We start from the raw sequence: 16232 nt of genomic DNA, 5'->3' as shown, positions 1-16232 counted from the left end.
GGAGGGGCAGTATTCCGAGGGTGCGCTATTCACGGATGCCTACGGCCTCGATCGCACGCCCGCGGGTCGCACTCCACGTCGCGGCCGATGCGGTGGCCGGCGCGACGAGGGCGCAGGTCGCGACGGTGCCCCAGATCTGTGTCCACGGGATCACCGCCGGCGCCGCCGTCACGAGCCTGCTGAGCGAGGCGTGCTGGGTCACTGCGGCCAACACGGTCGCCACGGCGGCGAGCACGGTGCCGACGACGACCGCCACGGCGGCCTCAGCCGCGGCGACCTTGACGATCTGTCCGCGTACGGTGCCGGCGAGCCCGAGGAACGCGAACTCACGCCGCCGTCCGGCTGTCGCCATGATCAGCGTGTTGGCGACCCCGATCAGCGCGTAGGTCAGCGCGATTCCCAGAATCACCACTGCGGCGTTGTGCGTCTGCCGCGCGGCATGCGAACTCTGGGCCTTGAGGTAGGCGTCATACGTCATGACGTGGGCGCCGGAGTCCGCCAGCGCCCGGTTCACCGCGGCCGTCTGCCGTGCGTCGAGCTCCTTGCCGGCGCCCGCCGCGGACTGGACGTAGACCTGACTGGTCGCCAGGCCGTCGGCCAGCGAGGAGGAGACGTATGTGTCGTCCCCGCGCAGGCCGCGCGCGACGACAGCGGCGATGACAGTCGGGACTCGGCCGCCGCTCGGCAGCAGAGCGACAACGTGCATACCCACCGACAGGTCGTCGGATTCGGCCGCGTGCTCGTCGATGACCAGGAAATTCTCGTGCAGCGAGGCGAGAGAGCCTGAGAGCAGCGGCGGCCGGACGGTGTCGCCCATCGCCTTCGTGGGCACCGCGTTCGTGCTCAGCGAGTCGATCTGCTCGCCGTGGGCCGTACCGATCCGGACGTTCATGGCGGCCACGGGGGTGATCCGGATGCCGGGCAGGGCCTGGAGCCGGGCCAGTGTCCTCGCGTCGATCCCCAGGTCGCCACCGGGCACCACCACGGCCGCCGCGTGGATCTCCTGCCGCTGCCGGGCGAGCGCTGCGGCGTCGCCGGACTTCTGCACGGTCAGCAGCGTGCCGACGAGGCCGACGAGGCCGACGAGGCCGACGGCCACCACGATCGGCGCCACGGTGGCGGCAGTACGGCGCCGGGAGGTCAGGATGTTCTCGCGCACCAGCAGCGGGCCGGCCTTGGCCGAGCCGCGCAGCGGACCGATCAGCAGCCCGGTGACCGGACGCAGCAGGATCGGGGAGAGCAGGGTGACCGCGCCGACGTAGAGAACCGGCACCGCCTCGTACTTGCGTACGGTGGCCGCGAGGTACGGCGTGGTCCGGGCGATCTCGATGCCCGCGACGACCGCGCCCACCAGCATGCCGACCCCGAGCAGCCAGCGGATCGGCGTCATGCCGCGGCGTTCCACCGCGCTCTCGCGCAGCACCTCGACGGGCCGGATCAGCGACACACGCAGCAGGGTCGCTGCCGAGCCGGCCAGGGCCGCGGCCACGCCGATGACGAAGGAGATCAGCAGCGGCACGACGTCGAACGGGATGGTGAACCACGACGGAGCCACATCGTGGTCGAGCATCCAGGAGCGCAGCGGTACGGTCCCGAGCGGGGCGAGCACGCATCCGGTGACCGCCGCGGCCAGGCCGATCAGCAGGGCCTCGCCGAGCACCATGCGCCGCACCTGCCGGGGCGCGGCGCCCACCAACCGCAGCAGCGCCAGTTCCCGGCGACGCTGCTCGGCGGCGAAGGCGAAGGCCGCGGCGACGACGAACACCGCGACGCACACGGCGAGTCCGGTCGTGCTGCCCGCCATGGCCTGGGCGTTGGCCAACTCCGCGGATCCGCCGGTGTCGTCGGGGTCGATCCGGGTCAGGTCGCCGCCGGTGAGGACCACGGCCCGGCCGCCCACGAGCGAGGCGAGCCTGCCCGCGTCCTGGTCGGTGACGAGGGCGTTGATACCCGGGGACAGCCGCGCCGCCTCCGCGTCGCTGAAGAAGACCGCATGCTCGAACCAGAGCGCGCCGGTGACGCCCACCACCCGGTAGCGGCGCACGCCGTCGCGCGTCGCCACCTCGGCCTGATGGCCGATCAGCGCCTCGGAGCCACCGCTCACCACGACCTCGTCCGCGGCGGCGGGCGCGCGCCCGGCCACCAGGCGGTAGCCCGCGTAGCGGGCCGACGACCAGGGGTGGCCGGTGGCGTCCGAGGGGCCGGTGGCGAGCCGAGCGGGGAAGCTGCGGTCGGGCGTGGCGCGCCCCGCCGCGGTCACCTTCGCGACGAGGTCCGCGGGGAGGACCGCGGGCGCCTCCATCGGAGTCCCGTCGAATCCCCGGGGCGCCACCACGGCCGAGGCGTCCTTGAAGCGCTGCGGCCCCGGGTGCGGCGTCCCGAAGGTCGCCGCAAGGGTCAGCAGCATCATGCCGATCATCGTCGTACCAAGTGCGAGGGCGACGAAGGCGCCCACGAAGCCCGTCAGACGGTGGCGCAGGGTGGCTGCGGCGATCTTCAGCGCGGCTTCGTCTCGCTCCCACCGGGCTCCAGCCGGGCCATCCGCAGGGCAACGGACTCGGCCGTCGGCTCGGCCAGTTCACCGGTCCGCCGACCGTCGGCGAGGAAGACCACGCGCTGCGCGTACGAGGCGGCCACCGGGTCGTGCGTCACCATGACCACCGTCTGCCCGTGCTCCTCCACCACTCCGCGCAGCAGCGCCAGGACGTCACGCGCGGTGCGTGAGTCCAGCGCGCCGGTCGGCTCGTCAGCGAAGATCACCTTCGGCCTGGTCACCAGGGCACGGGCGATGGCGACCCGCTGCTGCTGACCGCCGGAGAGCTCGGCGGGCCGGTGCCCGCCGCGCTCGGCGAGGCCCACCTCGGCAAGGACCCGGTCGATCACCGCCGCGTCGATCTCCCGCCCGGCCAGCCGCAGCGGCAACTCCACGTTCTGCCGGGCGGTCAGCGCCGGGATCCTGGTCACCCGACCCTCCCCGACCCCGCGCCCAGTGCACAACCAGTGCACATTTCCGCGGGAAATCCCGGGAAATCGAGGGAACTCGCGGGAACTACTGACATGCCGCCAGAACATCCGCCCAGGTCAGCAGCAGTGCAGGTCAAGCCCAGGATGTCACCCGAACAAACGAGTTGTCTTGCCGGGACAGTCCACACGCTTCCGCATACCTCATCTGACCTGCGGGGCAGCACGCCGACCGAGAACCGCTTGCACATCCGTTGCACATTTTCTCCGCCCGTCTGATCCGCTATGGCAGAGGGCGAAGCATCCAACCCAGTCCTGATTTCCTCACACGTATTCGACGACGGACGACCTGCCGGGCCACACGCCCCCGCGGGGCGGTGGACTCGCCACTACGCGCCACACGAGTCCCGTGCCCCAGACGGATTCCGAACAACTCTTCAAACGAGGCGGGCGCGTTCTCCCGGTCCACTCGGCTGCTGCAGCCGACTGCCATGGCGGTACTCCGTAGCACTCGCCTGCGTGCCGCCAGTGTTGTCAGTGCTCCGGGATACGGTGCGGCGTGATGGGCCGGACGGAGATCGTGAGGGACTCGCGGCCATGGGGGGTGGGTCGGACAGGCCCCGGCAGCCAGCTCGGGACTGGAGATGTTTTGCCGTGCTCCACCCCCCACCTCCGCCATTCAAGGGCTGTTCCGCGCGGCTGTTCGCGGGTGAGACGATCTTGTGGTGTCTGGTGTGATCACGGCGTCGGAGCCGTCCTGGACAGCCCCGTTCGCCGGGCTGAGCCCGCGGCAGTTCGGCAAGCTGGTCACCGCCCTGCGGCGCGAAGGCGCGGACTCGTCCTGCAAGGCTCGGCCGTGGAGCCTGCCGCTGCACGATCGGGTCCTGCTGGTCACCGCATAGTGGCGGACGAACCTGACGCTGCGACAGCTCGGCCCACTGTTCGGTGTGTCCAAGTCGGCTGCCGCCCGGATCATCGGTCATCTCGTGCCGTTACTCGCCCTGCGGCAGCGCAAACGGTTCCGCGAGGAGACCGTCCCGATCGTGGACGGCACCCTGGTCCCCACCCGCGACCACGCGGTCGCCGAGCAGTCGAAGAATTATCGGTACTCCACCAACCATCAGGTCGTCATCGACGCCGACACTCGACTCGTCGTCGCCGTCGGCCGGCCCCTGCCGGGCAACCGCAACGACTGCAAGGCATGGGAACTGTCCGGAGCCAAGGCCACTATCGGTAAGGCCGTTGTCATCGCCGACGGTGGATACCGGGGCACGGACCGGGTCATCCCGCACCGCCGCGAGCGTGGGCAGGACGCACTTCCCGCGTTGAAGGAGGAGCACAATGCCTCCCACCACAAGGTCCGAGCCCGTGTCGAGCACGTTTTCGCCCCCATGAAGACCTGGAAGATCCTTCACGACTGCCGCCTGAAGGACGACGGTGTCCACCGTGCCCTGCTCGGTATCGCCCGCCAGCACAATGTCGTCCTCACCGGCCGGGACCAGGTGGGACGCGCCTGGTCAGCCGGGCTTTGTCATCCCGCCCAAGGGAGTCCGGCGTGGCGAGACCCTGCGATGGCTGATCCTCCAGCCGTCAGCGGTACGCACGACGGTGTCGTCGTAGGAGACGGAACCGCAGGAGCCGTCCGCCTTGATACCCAGCCCCTTGGAACGGACCTGCACCCGGCCGTCCGCCCATGCCGTGACGACGACGTTGGTGACGTGATGGGCGACAGGGTTGGCCGCCCCCAGCGCCCATGCCGCATCTCGGATGGCCGCCACCCCGGACAGCGGCTCCTGGCCGAAGTCGGTCAGGTCGTAGACCACATCGGCGGTGAACAACTCCTCCAGCCGGTCAAGGCTTCCGTCGTCAACGAGATGACCGTGCAACGAGACCAGTTCGGTGATGGCCAAGCGATCTTCAAGAGCGAGCGACACACGCGTCCCCTCCGGCCCTACATGGAAAGCGCCAGGCCGAGCATCGATCCGACGCCAACACGGCACCACGCCACTCGACGCGTTTGGACGCGTCCGGCAAGAGAAGGGCCGTGCACGTCGTGATCGTCCCTTACCGGCGGTCAGCCTGCCACCGACTTCTCCACCTGCGCCCTGTCACGGCCAGCTGAAGCACGGCTTACGGGACAGCCCAGCTCTCGCACCCGATAGCGCCTTGCTGTTTCGCGACAACGTCGACCAGGCCCACCGTCACGGCGTTCAGTACATTGCAGAGCCAGGAGGATCCATCAGGTCCGACGAGGTTGAGGAAGCCTGCCGCGAGCATCGGATCATGCTGGCGCGCGCCGGGCTGAGGCTTCTTCACCACTAACAGCGAAGTTCAGCGCATTTGCGATCACGCGGGCGCGCGAAATGAGTATGTCGGCGGAGTCTCGAAACCGCAGTGACTTCCCAATGGAGAAGTCAAGCCGTGAGACATGGGCATTACTGACTTCGGCTCGTCAGGGCGAACTCTGTAGAAGTTCCTGATAGGGCCGGTGTGGCGGCTGTATCCGTGGTGTGTGAGGTATGCAGATGGGGGCGGGCTGACTCCTGCAGGACGTCAGCGCCGGGAGACCGTACGGATGCAGGCGGCTGAGTTGTTCGAGCAGAAGGTCAGGCCGCCGGAGGTGGCACGGTGTCTGCGGGTGAGCTCGAAGTCGGCTTATCAGTGGCACCAGTTGCGGCGGGAAGGCGGCGTGCAGGCGCTGGTGTCACGTGGCCCGAGCGGGTCGCGATGCCGTCTGTCCCCGCGCTGTCTGGAGAAGCTGGCTGCACACATCGACGAGCTCGGGACGCCTGTCCGTGGCCGGGCTGATCGCCGTGCGGCCCGGCTCGCGGACCCGGCTGTGCATCGCCTGCGCACCCACCGAGCAGGAAAAGACAGACGCCGCAGCATGGGCGAGCGGGACTTCATCGCGCTGATCGACGGCGTCCCCCAACTCGTCAAGGCGCCGATCGTGCTGGTCTGGGACCGGCTCGACACCACTGTCTCCCACGCCGTACGCGAGCTGATTGCCGAACGGACCTGGCTGATGGTGTTCCTACTGCCCGCCTACTCGCCGGACCTCAATCCCGTCGAGTGGGTATGGGCACACGTCAAGCGCAGCCTGGCCAACCTCGCCGTGGTCGCCCTCGACCGGCTTGAGGTCCTCGTCCGCAACCTGCTCACACGACTTCAGTACCGGTCCGCCACCCTCGATGGCTTCATAGCGGACACCGGCCTGGCCCTCGACGACCCAGCATCACCCTGACGGACCGAAGTCAGTAATCAAGCTGAGTCCGTGTCCTACTTGACCGGATCCCCCTCAGACGTGAAACCGCCGGCCCTCCAGACCGCTTGCTGAAAAACGGCCGTCGGCATGAGCGTGTCCGGGATAACCCCTTCGGGATATTCGCCCGGCGGGAAGAACACGCCGTCACACCGTCCGCAGTACCAGGCCGCCAGCCACATAGGCATCGCCGTGGCCATGCCGCTCTCAACGCGTGCAAGACGCGATCCGATCTTGCTGGCCACGGCGAGCAGCGCCACGACGGGGATCGCCATGACCGCCAGGAAACCGAGGGCAGCGGCCCGGGTCGCGCTCGGATGCTCTGTCGATGAACCTGACGCGTACAAACCTGCAGCGATGATGCCCCCGACGATGCCGATCAGGCAGGCCATCAGAACGGGCACACCGGGTGACGGCTGCAGTGTTGGACGCGGACTCAGCCTCTTCGCCAGCGCCGTCTGGATACCCCCCACCTGTCTGGCGGCACCGATGAAGACGTGGCCGCCGGCAGAACCGGCTACTGGGCCGAACGATTCCGTCCGGGCGGTTCCTTCGTCGTAGACGCTGGAGACCAGGCGGACCATGTCACCAGTCTGGTGGCGCGGGCATGCCGGAAACCATGCCGACACAGGTCCACCCGGCGTGCCTGTCGGCACTGCCGCGGGGCCTGGTGGAGCCGGCGGGGTGGGCGCGGGGCTTTGTGGCTGCTCGTCCTCGCGGGGCACATCGGCCCTTTCGCGGTTCACCTCGTCAAGTATCTGGGGGAGGGCGGTGCGCAGTCCGCTCAGAGTGGTGCCGAGGATCGCGCGTTGCAGTAAGTCGATCAATTCGAGGCGGCCCAATCCCTGGCCGAGTGCACGGGACGCTCCGCAGGTGTCGTCGGCGACCAGACCGAGCGCCAGCAGTCCAGGCGGCAGCGGCCACATGTCGTACCGCTTGGCGAGGCGTGCGGCGACCTCCAACGCGGTGACGCAGGCGCTGGTGAGCGGGATCGACTCCCACAGCCCGGCGGCTGCCCCGCCCGGGCCCTGCTCCGGGTCCTGGAAAGGCATTGCGGCGACGGCCTCGTCGTTGCCGCAATGCAGCCAGATGCGGTGCCACTCCCCAGCGTTGTCGGCGCGCATAAGAGCAACCAGCAGTTCGCGGGTGCCGACCGGCGGCCCTGTGGGGGCGGCGGCTCTCAGGGCCTGGGTCACCGAACTGTGCAGGGGCAAGTCCCGGAGGACTTCGCCGACGAGCATGAACCCGCGCAGTACCTGCTCGCGGGCGATGCCGTGGCGGGCGAGCAGTTCGCCGACCACTCCGGTGTCCTGCAGCAGGCCCAGCAGCAGGTGGAGAGAGGAGATATTTGCGTGCCGCAACTCATCCGCCGCAGCCGTGGTGGCCTCGATGACCTGCCTGGTCGAGGCGGCGAAGGGGACGTGCTCGTCGCGGGGGGCTCCGGTGCGTGCCGGGAGCACGCCGCTGTCCAGCTCCCCGCGGATCCGCGGGGAGCTGGACATGGCCAGTAGGCGTCCTGCCAGCCCATGGGTGTCGTCGATGATGGCGTAGAGCAGGTGCGCGGGAAGGATCTCCGCCCAGTTGCGGCGCTGTGCTTCGTGTTTCGCCTCGACCACCACGCGGCGGGCATCGTAGCTGTAGCGCTCGAAAACCACCCGGTACCCCCTCGTATGCAGCCGCGGGACGCTACAACAGGTCGCTAGTTGTTTGCGAGTACAGGTCACGACGCGGCACTGTGCCACAGGCCATTGATGCCCGGTTGTCAACCGATGCTCCAAACCAGCCTAACCGCCCCCAGACCCAGACGTCCTGGGCTGCCGACAGTGAGCTCGACTCTGTCGGCGATCTTGAGTGGTCGAGGTCAGTTGCCGAGGGTTCGCCAGGACTTCGACCGGGGGATGCCGTGCTGGTCCAGGAAGGTCTGAATGGCAGTCGGCGGCCGTGGTGAGGGCCTTTCCTCGATCGGTGGCAGGCCGCTGAGCCGCTCGATGTTCATGGCGATGGCCGTGAGTCCGTGTGTCAGATGGGCTCTCGGCTGACCTCGGTAGCGGCAGCGATGGATGCCGTGTCCGTGAGCGAACTCGTTGATGGTGCTCTCCACCCCGGAGCGGACCGCGTAGCGGGCCTGCCAGTCGGAGGTCTGCTGCTCGGCTCGGACGCGGACTTGCAGGTCGCGGAGTTCTCACGGGGGAAAGCCCAGGTTCCGAGCGCGCTCTCGCGGGAACTGGTGCACCGGGGCCGGTCCGGACACGGCTGGCACTGGCCCTTGGTGAACCGAGCCAGACACCTCGACAACTGCATTGGCCTTCGAAACAGCCACGAGCATGCCCGATGACCATGCTGGCGCACTGGCAAACTCCAAGATCGCCGACAGGGTTACTGACTTCGGCGTTTTAGGGACAGTTCGGTCTGCCGAGGGCGAGGCCCGTTCCGGCGAGGAACCCGGCGAGGATGCTGTGCCGGTACTGCAGCGCCTTGAGCTGGCTGCGCAGCAGAGTCTCCAGCTCGCTGAGGGTGCGGGCGGCAAGGTTGGCCAGGCTGCGCTTGATATGCGCCCACAGGCCCTCGACCGGGTTGAGTTCGGGCGCATACCCGGGCAGCAGGATGACGGTCAGCCATTCCCGCTCGGCCGCGAGTGCCTTCATCGTCTTGGAGATGTGGGTACTCAGTCGGTCCCACACCACGATCAGCGGGGCCTTGAGCAGCTGGTGGGCGCCATCCAGCAGGTGGATGTAGTCGCTCTCGCCGAGCGAGCGCCGCTCGCCCTTGCGGCCGGTGTGCCGGCGCAGCCGGTAGCACAGGCGGGCGGGCAGGCCGGGCCGGTAGCACAGCAGCCCGGCCGCCGGCAATCGTCCCCGGCTGCGGCCGGACACCTTGACCCTCGGGGTGCTGCCGCGTCGGCCCCAGGTGCGGCCCTTGGGCGGACGGCCGGTCACGCCCGCTTCGTCCTCGAAGCAGACGAACGCGCCGGTCGCCGCCCGGAGGAATTTACCTCCTGCCAGGTCGCCTCCCGCCATGAGGTGATCGCGTCCTCGTCACGTTCGGCGGCGGGCCGGGCGGGCATCTGCACGCTGAAGCCCATCCGGTGCAGCAGCCGGGTGACTCCGGAGACGCTGTAGGAGAGGTGGAACTTCCGCCCGATCAGCGTGCGTACCCGTGCGGCGGTCCACACCTGGTCGTCACTCCAGCCGTGCGCGGCCGGCCCTTCTTCCAGCCAGGCGGCGAGCTTGGCCTGCAGTTCGGGGCGGAGTCGGCAGTCGTAGCCCGGGGGTCCCTGAGATCGCAGCGCTTCCCGCCCGCCCGCCTTCCAGGCACGGCGCCACTGGTAGACCGACTTCTCGCTCACCCGTAACTCCCGGGCGATGCACGGGACTTTCACGCCCTCCTCGAAGAGGCCAGCAGCCCGTATGCGTACCTCTTCGCGGCGCTTGCGCTGCTCGGCGGTCAGCCCGCCCCCGTCCGGATACCGCATACTTCCGGGCTACCAGCCACGACGGACCCTGTCACCAGGTCCGACGAAGACCCAGACGCTATAACGCCAAGGTCAGTAAACCCCTTTGAGAGAGCTCGTGATCTCTCCTAGGTTGGCCCGCGTGACGATCGAGGTGCCCTACCAGCCGCTGCCGGTCGACCAGTCGGACGTCCGCTACGCCCACGGCCCCGACTCGGCTGTCCGGCCCGGCGTGCCTGTCGGCGAGACAATCGAGTTCGACTGGGACGACAGCGCGATCCACCCGGGCACCTCCCGGAAGTTCTGGGTTCACGTGCCCGCCCAGTACGACCCCGCACAGCCGGCGTCACTGATGGTGTTCCAGGACGGATGGTGGTACCTGGATCCCGAAGGAGAGGTCCGCGGCGCGATCGTCCTGGACAACCTCGTCCACCGCGGCGACATCCCAGTCACCATTGGCGTGTTCGTCGACCCCGGCGTCTTGCCCGAGGCTGCGGACCCGAAGAATCGCAACACCGAGTACGACGCATTCGACGACCGGTACGTCAGTTTCCTCCTGGACGAGATAATCCCCGAGGTCACACAGCGGTGCACGATCACCGAGGACCCTGATCGGTGGGGCATCTGCGGTGGCAGCAGCGGCGGCAACTGCGCCTTTACCGCAGCGTGGCTGCGCCCGTCGGGAGGCGGACAAGCAGCCGGCGTCCCGTGATGCGGCCAACCCGAAATCGCAGGTGCCGGTGTGGCGTGAGGAGGTCGCCTCTTCGGCGCTGTCGGTCGACTACCAGCGCATCCTTCAAGCCCTCGCGGACCGTGTCCGTCTCGGCCAGGGGCCGCTGACCTGCCAGGAAATGGCCGCAGTGTTCGGCATGGACGTGGTGCCGGCGCGGGTGGAGGCATTGCGGTCGAAGGCGAAACGCCTGGTCGCCCGAGGCTGGCTGGCCGAGCCCGCACCCGGCCGGTTCACCCTCGGCCCCGGTGTGGCCGGGCCAGGCGACGGGTCATGAGGGCGGCCATCGACCAGTAGATCATCGCCTCGGCACTGGTGATACGACGCTCGAAGTCGCGGGCCAGGCGGCGGCTTCGCATCAGGTGCGCGAAGAGACGCTCGACGATCCACCGCTTGGGCAGCACCACGAATCCCTTCATGTTGTCGCTGCGCTTGACGATCGCCAGGACCAGGGCGAACGCGGCCAGGCAGTGCTCGATCAGACTGCCGGTGTAGCCGCCGTCGGCCCAGACCAGGGCCAGGCGATGGTGAGCGGCAGCCACCTGTTCCAGCAGGATGTGGGCAGCGGCGCGATCGCCCGCATCCGCAGCGGTGACCATCACGCCCAGCAGCAGGCCGAGGGTGTCGACCACGACGTGCCGCTTGCGTCCGTTGACCAGCTTGCCGCCGTCGATGCCACGGGTGCCGGCGCCGACCACGGCATCCGCCTTGACCGACTGCGAATCAATCACCCCAGCCGTCGGCAGGGCATCGTGCCCTGCCCCCTCCCGGACCTGCCCGCGCACCCGGTCATGGAACTCCCGGACCAGGCCGCGATCGCGCCAGCGGCGGAAGAACGCATAGACCCGGTCCCACGGCGGGAAGTCGGCCAGCATCGCCCGGTGGCAGTACGCTTCCGGCTGCCCGCCCTGGCCCTGCATCCAACCCGGCACCGGCAGCAGCGGCCGCACCACCACCCACTCCGCGTCCGTCATGTCGCTCGGACACCGACGCTCTCGCAGGCGATTGTCGGCAGCGTTTCCGAACCGGTGAGCCAGACAGGCACACTCCCGAGTACCCGCGGTGGACTGCACGGGCATCGGCACGCAAGACTGCGACACCAGGGCCTCCTGATGCTCGGTGATTCGACACCAGCGAGCTGTTCAGGAGGCCCTTCTCGCATGCGCCGAGCACCCGACGACCACCCAATCGAGACGGCCGTTCGAGCACCAAGTCCCCAGAGCATTACGACAAAAGCCACTTACGCGTCGGGGTGCTCCGGCAGGGCGAGCCAGTCCGACCAGGAGATCTCGCGGCCGAGGAAGCGCGGCTGCTCGAACGGCCAGTCGGCGGCGATCCACTGCGGCACCAGCTCGTCGAGGGCCTGCTCGACCTTGCTGCCCACCAGCTCGTCCACCACCCACCAGGAGATCTCGCCGTCCGCGCCGGCCCTCTCCGGTGGGTCGATGTAGACGCAGCCGAGCAGAGCTGTCTCCGCCGCGTCGAACAGCGCGTAGTTGAAAGACTGGTGTGCGGCGATCTCCCTCTCGTGCCGCAACAGGTCGGCCTGGTCGGCCTCGTAGGTCATGGTGGCCGCGGGCCAGCCCCAGGCTGGGCCGAAGATGGTCCACAGCCGCTCGCGCGAACCCATCACAGCCGGATAGTCGAGCGGGGTGTCCGCCTCCCGGATCGGCCGCAGGTGATGACCACTGCCCGGCAGCGGTACCAGGACGGGATGGACGAAGTCATCGGGGAGCCAGCTCATAGCGCCCGACCGTAGCAGCGCGCGGCCGTCCGCTCCCCTGGATTTTCCCCGTATACCGCCAGGCCCTGCTCTCATGCCGGGCAGTGCCCGCGATCACCCGATCGAGACTCCCGTTCGATCGACAGACTCCATGATCGGTATGGCAACGGCTTCTAAGACCGTGTCCTACGTGGTGAGGCGGACGAGGCGCTTGTAGCAGCAGATGGCCGCGGCGAGTCCGAGAAATACCAGGTAGTTGCAGGGATGACGCTCGTAGCGGGGGCTGAGTCTGCGGTAGCCGGACAGCCACGACATCGTCCTCTCGATCACCCACCTGCGACGGCCCAATCGTTCGCTGGACTCGATGCCTTTGCGGGCGATCCGGACTCCAATGCGCTTGCCTCGTAACCATTTCCGCAGATCGGACCGGTCATACGCCTTGTCCGCGTGCAGGCGCTGGGGCTTGAAGTAGCGGCCGCGATGCGGGTCGTGTCTCGTTTGGTGACCCGTCACCATGGGCTTCAGTCCTTCGCTGTCGTGGGTGTTGCCGGCCGAGACGCCGACGAGGAGGGGCAGTCCGTTCGCGTCCGACAGGATGTGCATCTTGGAACCCGGCTTGCCCCGGTCCACGGGGCTCGGACCTGTGTGTTCGCCCCTTTTTTAGCGCGGACGTGGGCGGTGTCCAGGACGACGCGGGTGACGTCGATGAGGCTGGCGTCGTCGAGGCGGTGCAGGATGGCCTCGTGCAGGCGGCCCCAGACGCCGGCTCTGGACCAGATCAGGAACCGGCGGTGAGCGGTCGACTTCGATATCCCGAAGCACGGGGGCAACGCCCGCCAGGCGCAACCGCTCACCAGGACGTAGACGATCGCCGCGAACAGCGTCTCATCAGGCGTGTCCTGCGTTCCGCCGCCCTGCGGCCGTACCCTTGACGGTGTGATCAGCGGCTTCGCGATCTCCCACAGTCCGTCCGGCACGATCCAACTCCACGTTCCCCGCCCCATACCGAGTCAACGTCCGCCTCACCACGTAGGACACGGTCCAAGACGTCCTCTCATTTGGTGAGTCTGCGGTAGCAGATGAGGCTGCAGGCGATAGCGGTGAAGGCCAGGAAGTGCTCGGCCTTGCGTTCGTAGCGGCGGTGCAGACGGCGGCAGCCGCCCAGCCGGGACATCGTGCGTTCGATCGTCCAGCGGCGCCGGCCGAGCCGGGTGGAGGACTCTAGCCTTGCGGGCGATGCGGTGCGGGATGCCTCGCTTGCGCAGCCAGCTGCGCCTGGAGAGGGAGTGCAGGTCGTGGTTGCGCAACGGTTGCTGGCACTCGCGCCAGGCCTCGCGTGATCTTTCGTACCGATGCCGCGGCAGCGATCGCGGGTTGAGCTTTACGCGGCCTTCCGACGTGACGTTCCGCACCGGGACATCGAACCGTCGCGGAGACCCTGTGCCGACGAGGTGAAGCGCGGGCCTCGCGGCGTCGACTTCATCACGATTGACGGGAGCGCGCCCGAACACCCCAACCGCTCCAACGGCATTAGCCAGGACAGGGCCAGGCCGCCGGGCATTGCCGTCCGTTGCGGTGACCGCCATCTGGCGTTCATACCTGTCTCACCACTCCGGTCGACCGTGCTTCCTAGCGTCCGTGAGTGCGCGCACCGCTGACCTGCCGCAGCCCGCTGTCAGGTTCGGAGCGCTGCTGTCCGGTCGGTGTGCGACTGCACCCGACGACGCGAAAGGCCCCTGGAATGTCCGAAGAACCCAAGCAAACCAGAATCTCTCGTCGCAACGCGCTCGGCCTGTTCGGCGCGACGGTGTCCGGCGCCGCCGCCGGGCCACTGGTCCTCGGCGCCGGAACCGCCGAGGCGGTCCCGGCGGAGTCGGAGGTCACCGGTCTCACCACCGGCTCGGCCACCACCCCCGTCCAGGGCCTGCACCTGACCTTCGGCGCCGACCCACGCAGCCAGATGGTCGTCTCGTGGGTCACCGACGCGGTCGTCAAGAACCCCCGGGTCGTTTACGGCACGCTGAGTGGCGGCTTCGGCTCCACAGTGCATGCGACGACGAAGACCTACGTGGACGGCACCTCCGGGCGGACCGTCTGGGTCCATCACGCGCTGATCAGCAAGCTCAAGGCCGACACCGACTACCTGTACGCGGCCCAGCACGACGGCGCCACCCCCGACGCCGGCACCTTCCACACGGCGCCGTCCGGCCGAGCTCCGTTCACCTTCACCAGCTTCGGCGACCAGGGTGCGCCCAGTGTGACGTGGAAGACCGGAGCGAACCCGGCCGACGCCTCGGGCCGGGACTTCGAGCCCAACGCCACGCCCGCCGCTGCCGACATCGTCACCGGCATCGAGAAGGTCGGCCCGCTGTTCCACCTCCTCAACGGTGACCTCTGCTACGCCAACACCGGGCCCGACCGCATCCGCGTCTGGCACGACTTCCTCGCCAACAACAGCCGCTCAGCGCGATTCCGTCCGTGGATGCCGGCCGCGGGCAACCATGAGATCGAGCTGGGCAACGGCAAGCTCGGTCTCGACGCCTACCAGACCTACTTCGAGCTGCCCTCGACCGAGACCCAGCCCGAACTCGACAACCTCTGGTACTCCTTCACGGTCGGCGCGGTGAAGGTGATCTCCCTGCAGAACGACGACATCGCCCTGCAGGAGGGCGGCGACATCTACATCAACGGCTACTCCGGTGGTCGGCAGCTCGCCTGGCTGGAGCAGGAGCTCAAGTCGGCACGGGCTTCGAAGGCCATCGACTGGATCGTCATCTGCATGCACCAGGTGATGATCAGCTCGGCGACCGCCGCGAACGGCCCCGATGTCGCGCTGCGCGCGGCGTACGGCCCGCTGTTCGACAAGTACGGCGTCGACCTGGTGGTCTGTGGCCACGAGCACGACTACGAGCGCTCGTTGGCGGTGCGTGGCGTCGTCCCCGGCAGCGTCACCCTCACACCCAACCCGAGCCAGACCGCACTCGACGTGATCGAGAGCGAGCATGGCACCACTCACATGGTCCTCGGCGGTGGCGGCGTGTCCGGCATCACCAACAACAGCTTCACCACCGACGACGCCGATGGTCACGGGCATCACTCGGCATACGTCCAGATGGAGCACGTCGGCAAGTTCAACTCGGTCAAGGAGAAGGAGACGGCGGTCTGGATCGGCGTCCGCGACGCGGAGCATCCGTACGGCTTCGCCGAGTTCGCCGTCGACCCCGGCCGTCACCCCGGTGACATGACCCGCATCCACGTCACCTACTACAACATCATCACGCCCACAGGTGAGCTGTCGGTCTTCGAGAAGTTCACGCTCCAACGCCGTCGTAGTGACGGCGGCCACGGCCAGCCCTGACCCACCGCGATTAAACCTGCTCCTGTCCCGGTCCTGTAGTGCTGAGGTCCGTCGACGGTTGTACGCCGGGTGTGCGTCTGCGCGCCATACCCCGCGCGGTACGGCGCAGGCCGGGTAGGGCAGCATCTGCTCAGCCGTCGCCGTACCGTGAGGGGCCGTCATACTGTCCACCCGTCGTGCCATGCCGATCGTGGCGCTGTCCTGCCTGCTGGCCGCGGGCTGCAAGACCGGATCGCTGAGCGGCTTGTCGCCGTCCGGGAGCGCGAGCGCTTCGGCGGCGGCCGCCGGTACGAGCGGGGCGGGCGGCGCGGCGCGGGCGATCGCGGTGGGGGCCGCCGGTACGAGCGGGGCGGGCGGCGCGGCGCGGGCGATCGTGGTGGGGGCCGGCCCGCTGAAGAAGTACACGGTGCAGCAGCGGCCGGCCGCCGGCACGTGCCACTACCGCTACGAGAAGGGCGAGCCGCTGGAGGACCCGGCGTGCACCCCGGGCGCGATCTCCCCGGCCGTCACCCAGGCGAACCTGCCGTCGACGATCTGCCGCAAGGGCGGCACACCTCAGGGGTACGGCCCTCCACCTACGTCACCGGCAAGGAGAAGAAGCTCAACGCCGCCTCCTACGGCTACACCGGCGCGATGGGCGAGGCCGAGTACGACCACCTGCTCGACCGTCACGCCCGGACCGCGGTTCCTCGCGACCCGCACGACGTCCTCGCGGAACTCTTCCGGATAAGACGTCATTTCAGTTGG

Annotated in this window: 10 protein-coding genes and 6 pseudogenes; 6 read left to right on the top strand and 10 right to left on the bottom strand. The window is 68.7% G+C overall.

All coding sequences use genetic code 11. From position 1 onward, the window contains the following. Positions 1 to 25 precede the first annotated feature (25 nt). Both SSP29_RS59210 and SSP29_RS41605 read right to left on the bottom strand, forming a co-directional pair. Positions 26 to 2455 carry an FtsX-like permease family protein gene (locus SSP29_RS59210; protein ID WP_089106154.1) on the bottom strand — a complete coding sequence of 810 codons (2430 nt, stop codon included), beginning with the start codon at positions 2453 to 2455 and terminating at the stop codon, positions 26 to 28. 41 nt (positions 2456 to 2496) lie between these two features. Then, a pseudogene (locus SSP29_RS41605) lies at positions 2497 to 2955 on the bottom strand (ABC transporter ATP-binding protein); the annotation flags it as partial. A gap of 731 nt (positions 2956 to 3686) precedes the next feature. Here SSP29_RS41605 and SSP29_RS57395 point away from each other — a divergent pair. After that, a pseudogene (locus SSP29_RS57395) lies at positions 3687 to 4454 on the top strand (transposase); the annotation flags it as partial. A 24-nt stretch (positions 4455 to 4478) separates the two neighbouring features. On the opposite strand, the gene SSP29_RS41595 reads toward SSP29_RS57395, so the two are convergent. Further along, positions 4479 to 4871: a nuclear transport factor 2 family protein gene (locus SSP29_RS41595; protein WP_368669288.1), complete on the bottom strand. Its 393-nt coding sequence runs from the start codon at positions 4869 to 4871 to the stop codon at positions 4479 to 4481. 602 nt (positions 4872 to 5473) lie between these two features. Between SSP29_RS41595 and SSP29_RS61630 the strand changes: the two are divergent. Then, positions 5474 to 6205: pseudogene (locus SSP29_RS61630) on the top strand (transposase). A 35-nt stretch (positions 6206 to 6240) separates the two neighbouring features. Here the strand turns inward: SSP29_RS61630 and SSP29_RS41575 are convergent. From SSP29_RS41575 to SSP29_RS61625, 3 genes are all read right to left on the bottom strand, one after another. Continuing rightward, on the bottom strand, positions 6241 to 7878 hold the full coding sequence (locus SSP29_RS41575) for a Clp protease N-terminal domain-containing protein (protein WP_089106151.1): 1638 nt from the start codon (positions 7876 to 7878) through the stop codon (positions 6241 to 6243). Positions 7879 to 8084: 206 nt separating this feature from the next. Then, positions 8085 to 8393, bottom strand: a complete 309-nt coding sequence (locus SSP29_RS41570; RefSeq protein ID WP_150136020.1) for a transposase — start codon at positions 8391 to 8393, stop codon at positions 8085 to 8087. Positions 8394 to 8616: 223 nt separating this feature from the next. After that, positions 8617 to 9695 (bottom strand): IS630 family transposase gene (locus tag SSP29_RS61625; RefSeq protein WP_438363839.1). Its coding sequence is split into 2 segments (ribosomal slippage): positions 8617 to 9215 and positions 9215 to 9695, totalling 1080 coding nucleotides; the frame shifts between segments, so codons are not numbered across the junction. Positions 9696 to 9792: 97 nt separating this feature from the next. Here SSP29_RS61625 and SSP29_RS41555 point away from each other — a divergent pair. After that, a complete protein-coding gene (locus SSP29_RS41555; RefSeq protein ID WP_368669287.1) occupies positions 9793 to 10386 on the top strand; it encodes an alpha/beta hydrolase in 594 nt (197 codons plus the stop codon). After that, positions 10325 to 10681: pseudogene (locus SSP29_RS41550) on the top strand (hypothetical protein); the annotation flags it as partial. The gene SSP29_RS41555 and the pseudogene SSP29_RS41550, both read left to right, overlap by 62 nt. On the opposite strand, the gene SSP29_RS41545 reads toward SSP29_RS41550, so the two are convergent. The 4 genes and pseudogenes from SSP29_RS41545 to SSP29_RS41530 all read right to left on the bottom strand — a co-directional run. Further along, the gene (locus tag SSP29_RS41545; RefSeq protein ID WP_174856052.1) at positions 10638 to 11378 is read right to left on the bottom strand and encodes an IS5 family transposase; all 741 of its coding nucleotides are present in this window, start codon (positions 11376 to 11378) and stop codon (positions 10638 to 10640) included. The pseudogene SSP29_RS41550 and the gene SSP29_RS41545 overlap by 44 nt on opposite strands. A gap of 266 nt (positions 11379 to 11644) precedes the next feature. After that, a complete protein-coding gene (locus SSP29_RS41540) occupies positions 11645 to 12148 on the bottom strand; it encodes a GNAT family N-acetyltransferase (protein ID WP_089106148.1) in 504 nt (167 codons plus the stop codon). 165 nt (positions 12149 to 12313) lie between these two features. Next, positions 12314 to 13131 (bottom strand): IS5 family transposase gene (locus SSP29_RS57380; protein WP_089106147.1). Its coding sequence is split into 2 segments (ribosomal slippage): positions 12314 to 12783 and positions 12783 to 13131, totalling 819 coding nucleotides; the frame shifts between segments, so codons are not numbered across the junction. Positions 13132 to 13181: 50 nt separating this feature from the next. Further along, positions 13182 to 13401 (bottom strand): annotated as a pseudogene (locus tag SSP29_RS41530) (transposase); the annotation flags it as partial. A 467-nt stretch (positions 13402 to 13868) separates the two neighbouring features. Here SSP29_RS41530 and SSP29_RS41525 point away from each other — a divergent pair. Beyond that, positions 13869 to 15485: a purple acid phosphatase family protein gene (locus SSP29_RS41525; RefSeq protein WP_150135929.1), complete on the top strand. Its 1617-nt coding sequence runs from the start codon at positions 13869 to 13871 to the stop codon at positions 15483 to 15485. A gap of 477 nt (positions 15486 to 15962) precedes the next feature. Beyond that, positions 15963 to 16232 (top strand): annotated as a pseudogene (locus SSP29_RS60490) (hypothetical protein); the annotation flags it as partial.

Origin of the sequence: Streptomyces hyaluromycini (assembly GCF_002217755.1) — a bacterium.
In the GTDB taxonomy this organism is placed as follows: domain Bacteria; phylum Actinomycetota; class Actinomycetes; order Streptomycetales; family Streptomycetaceae; genus Streptomyces; species Streptomyces hyaluromycini.
The sequence above is the reverse complement of the archived record's forward strand: the minus strand, read 5'-3'. Positions and strand labels throughout refer to the sequence as shown.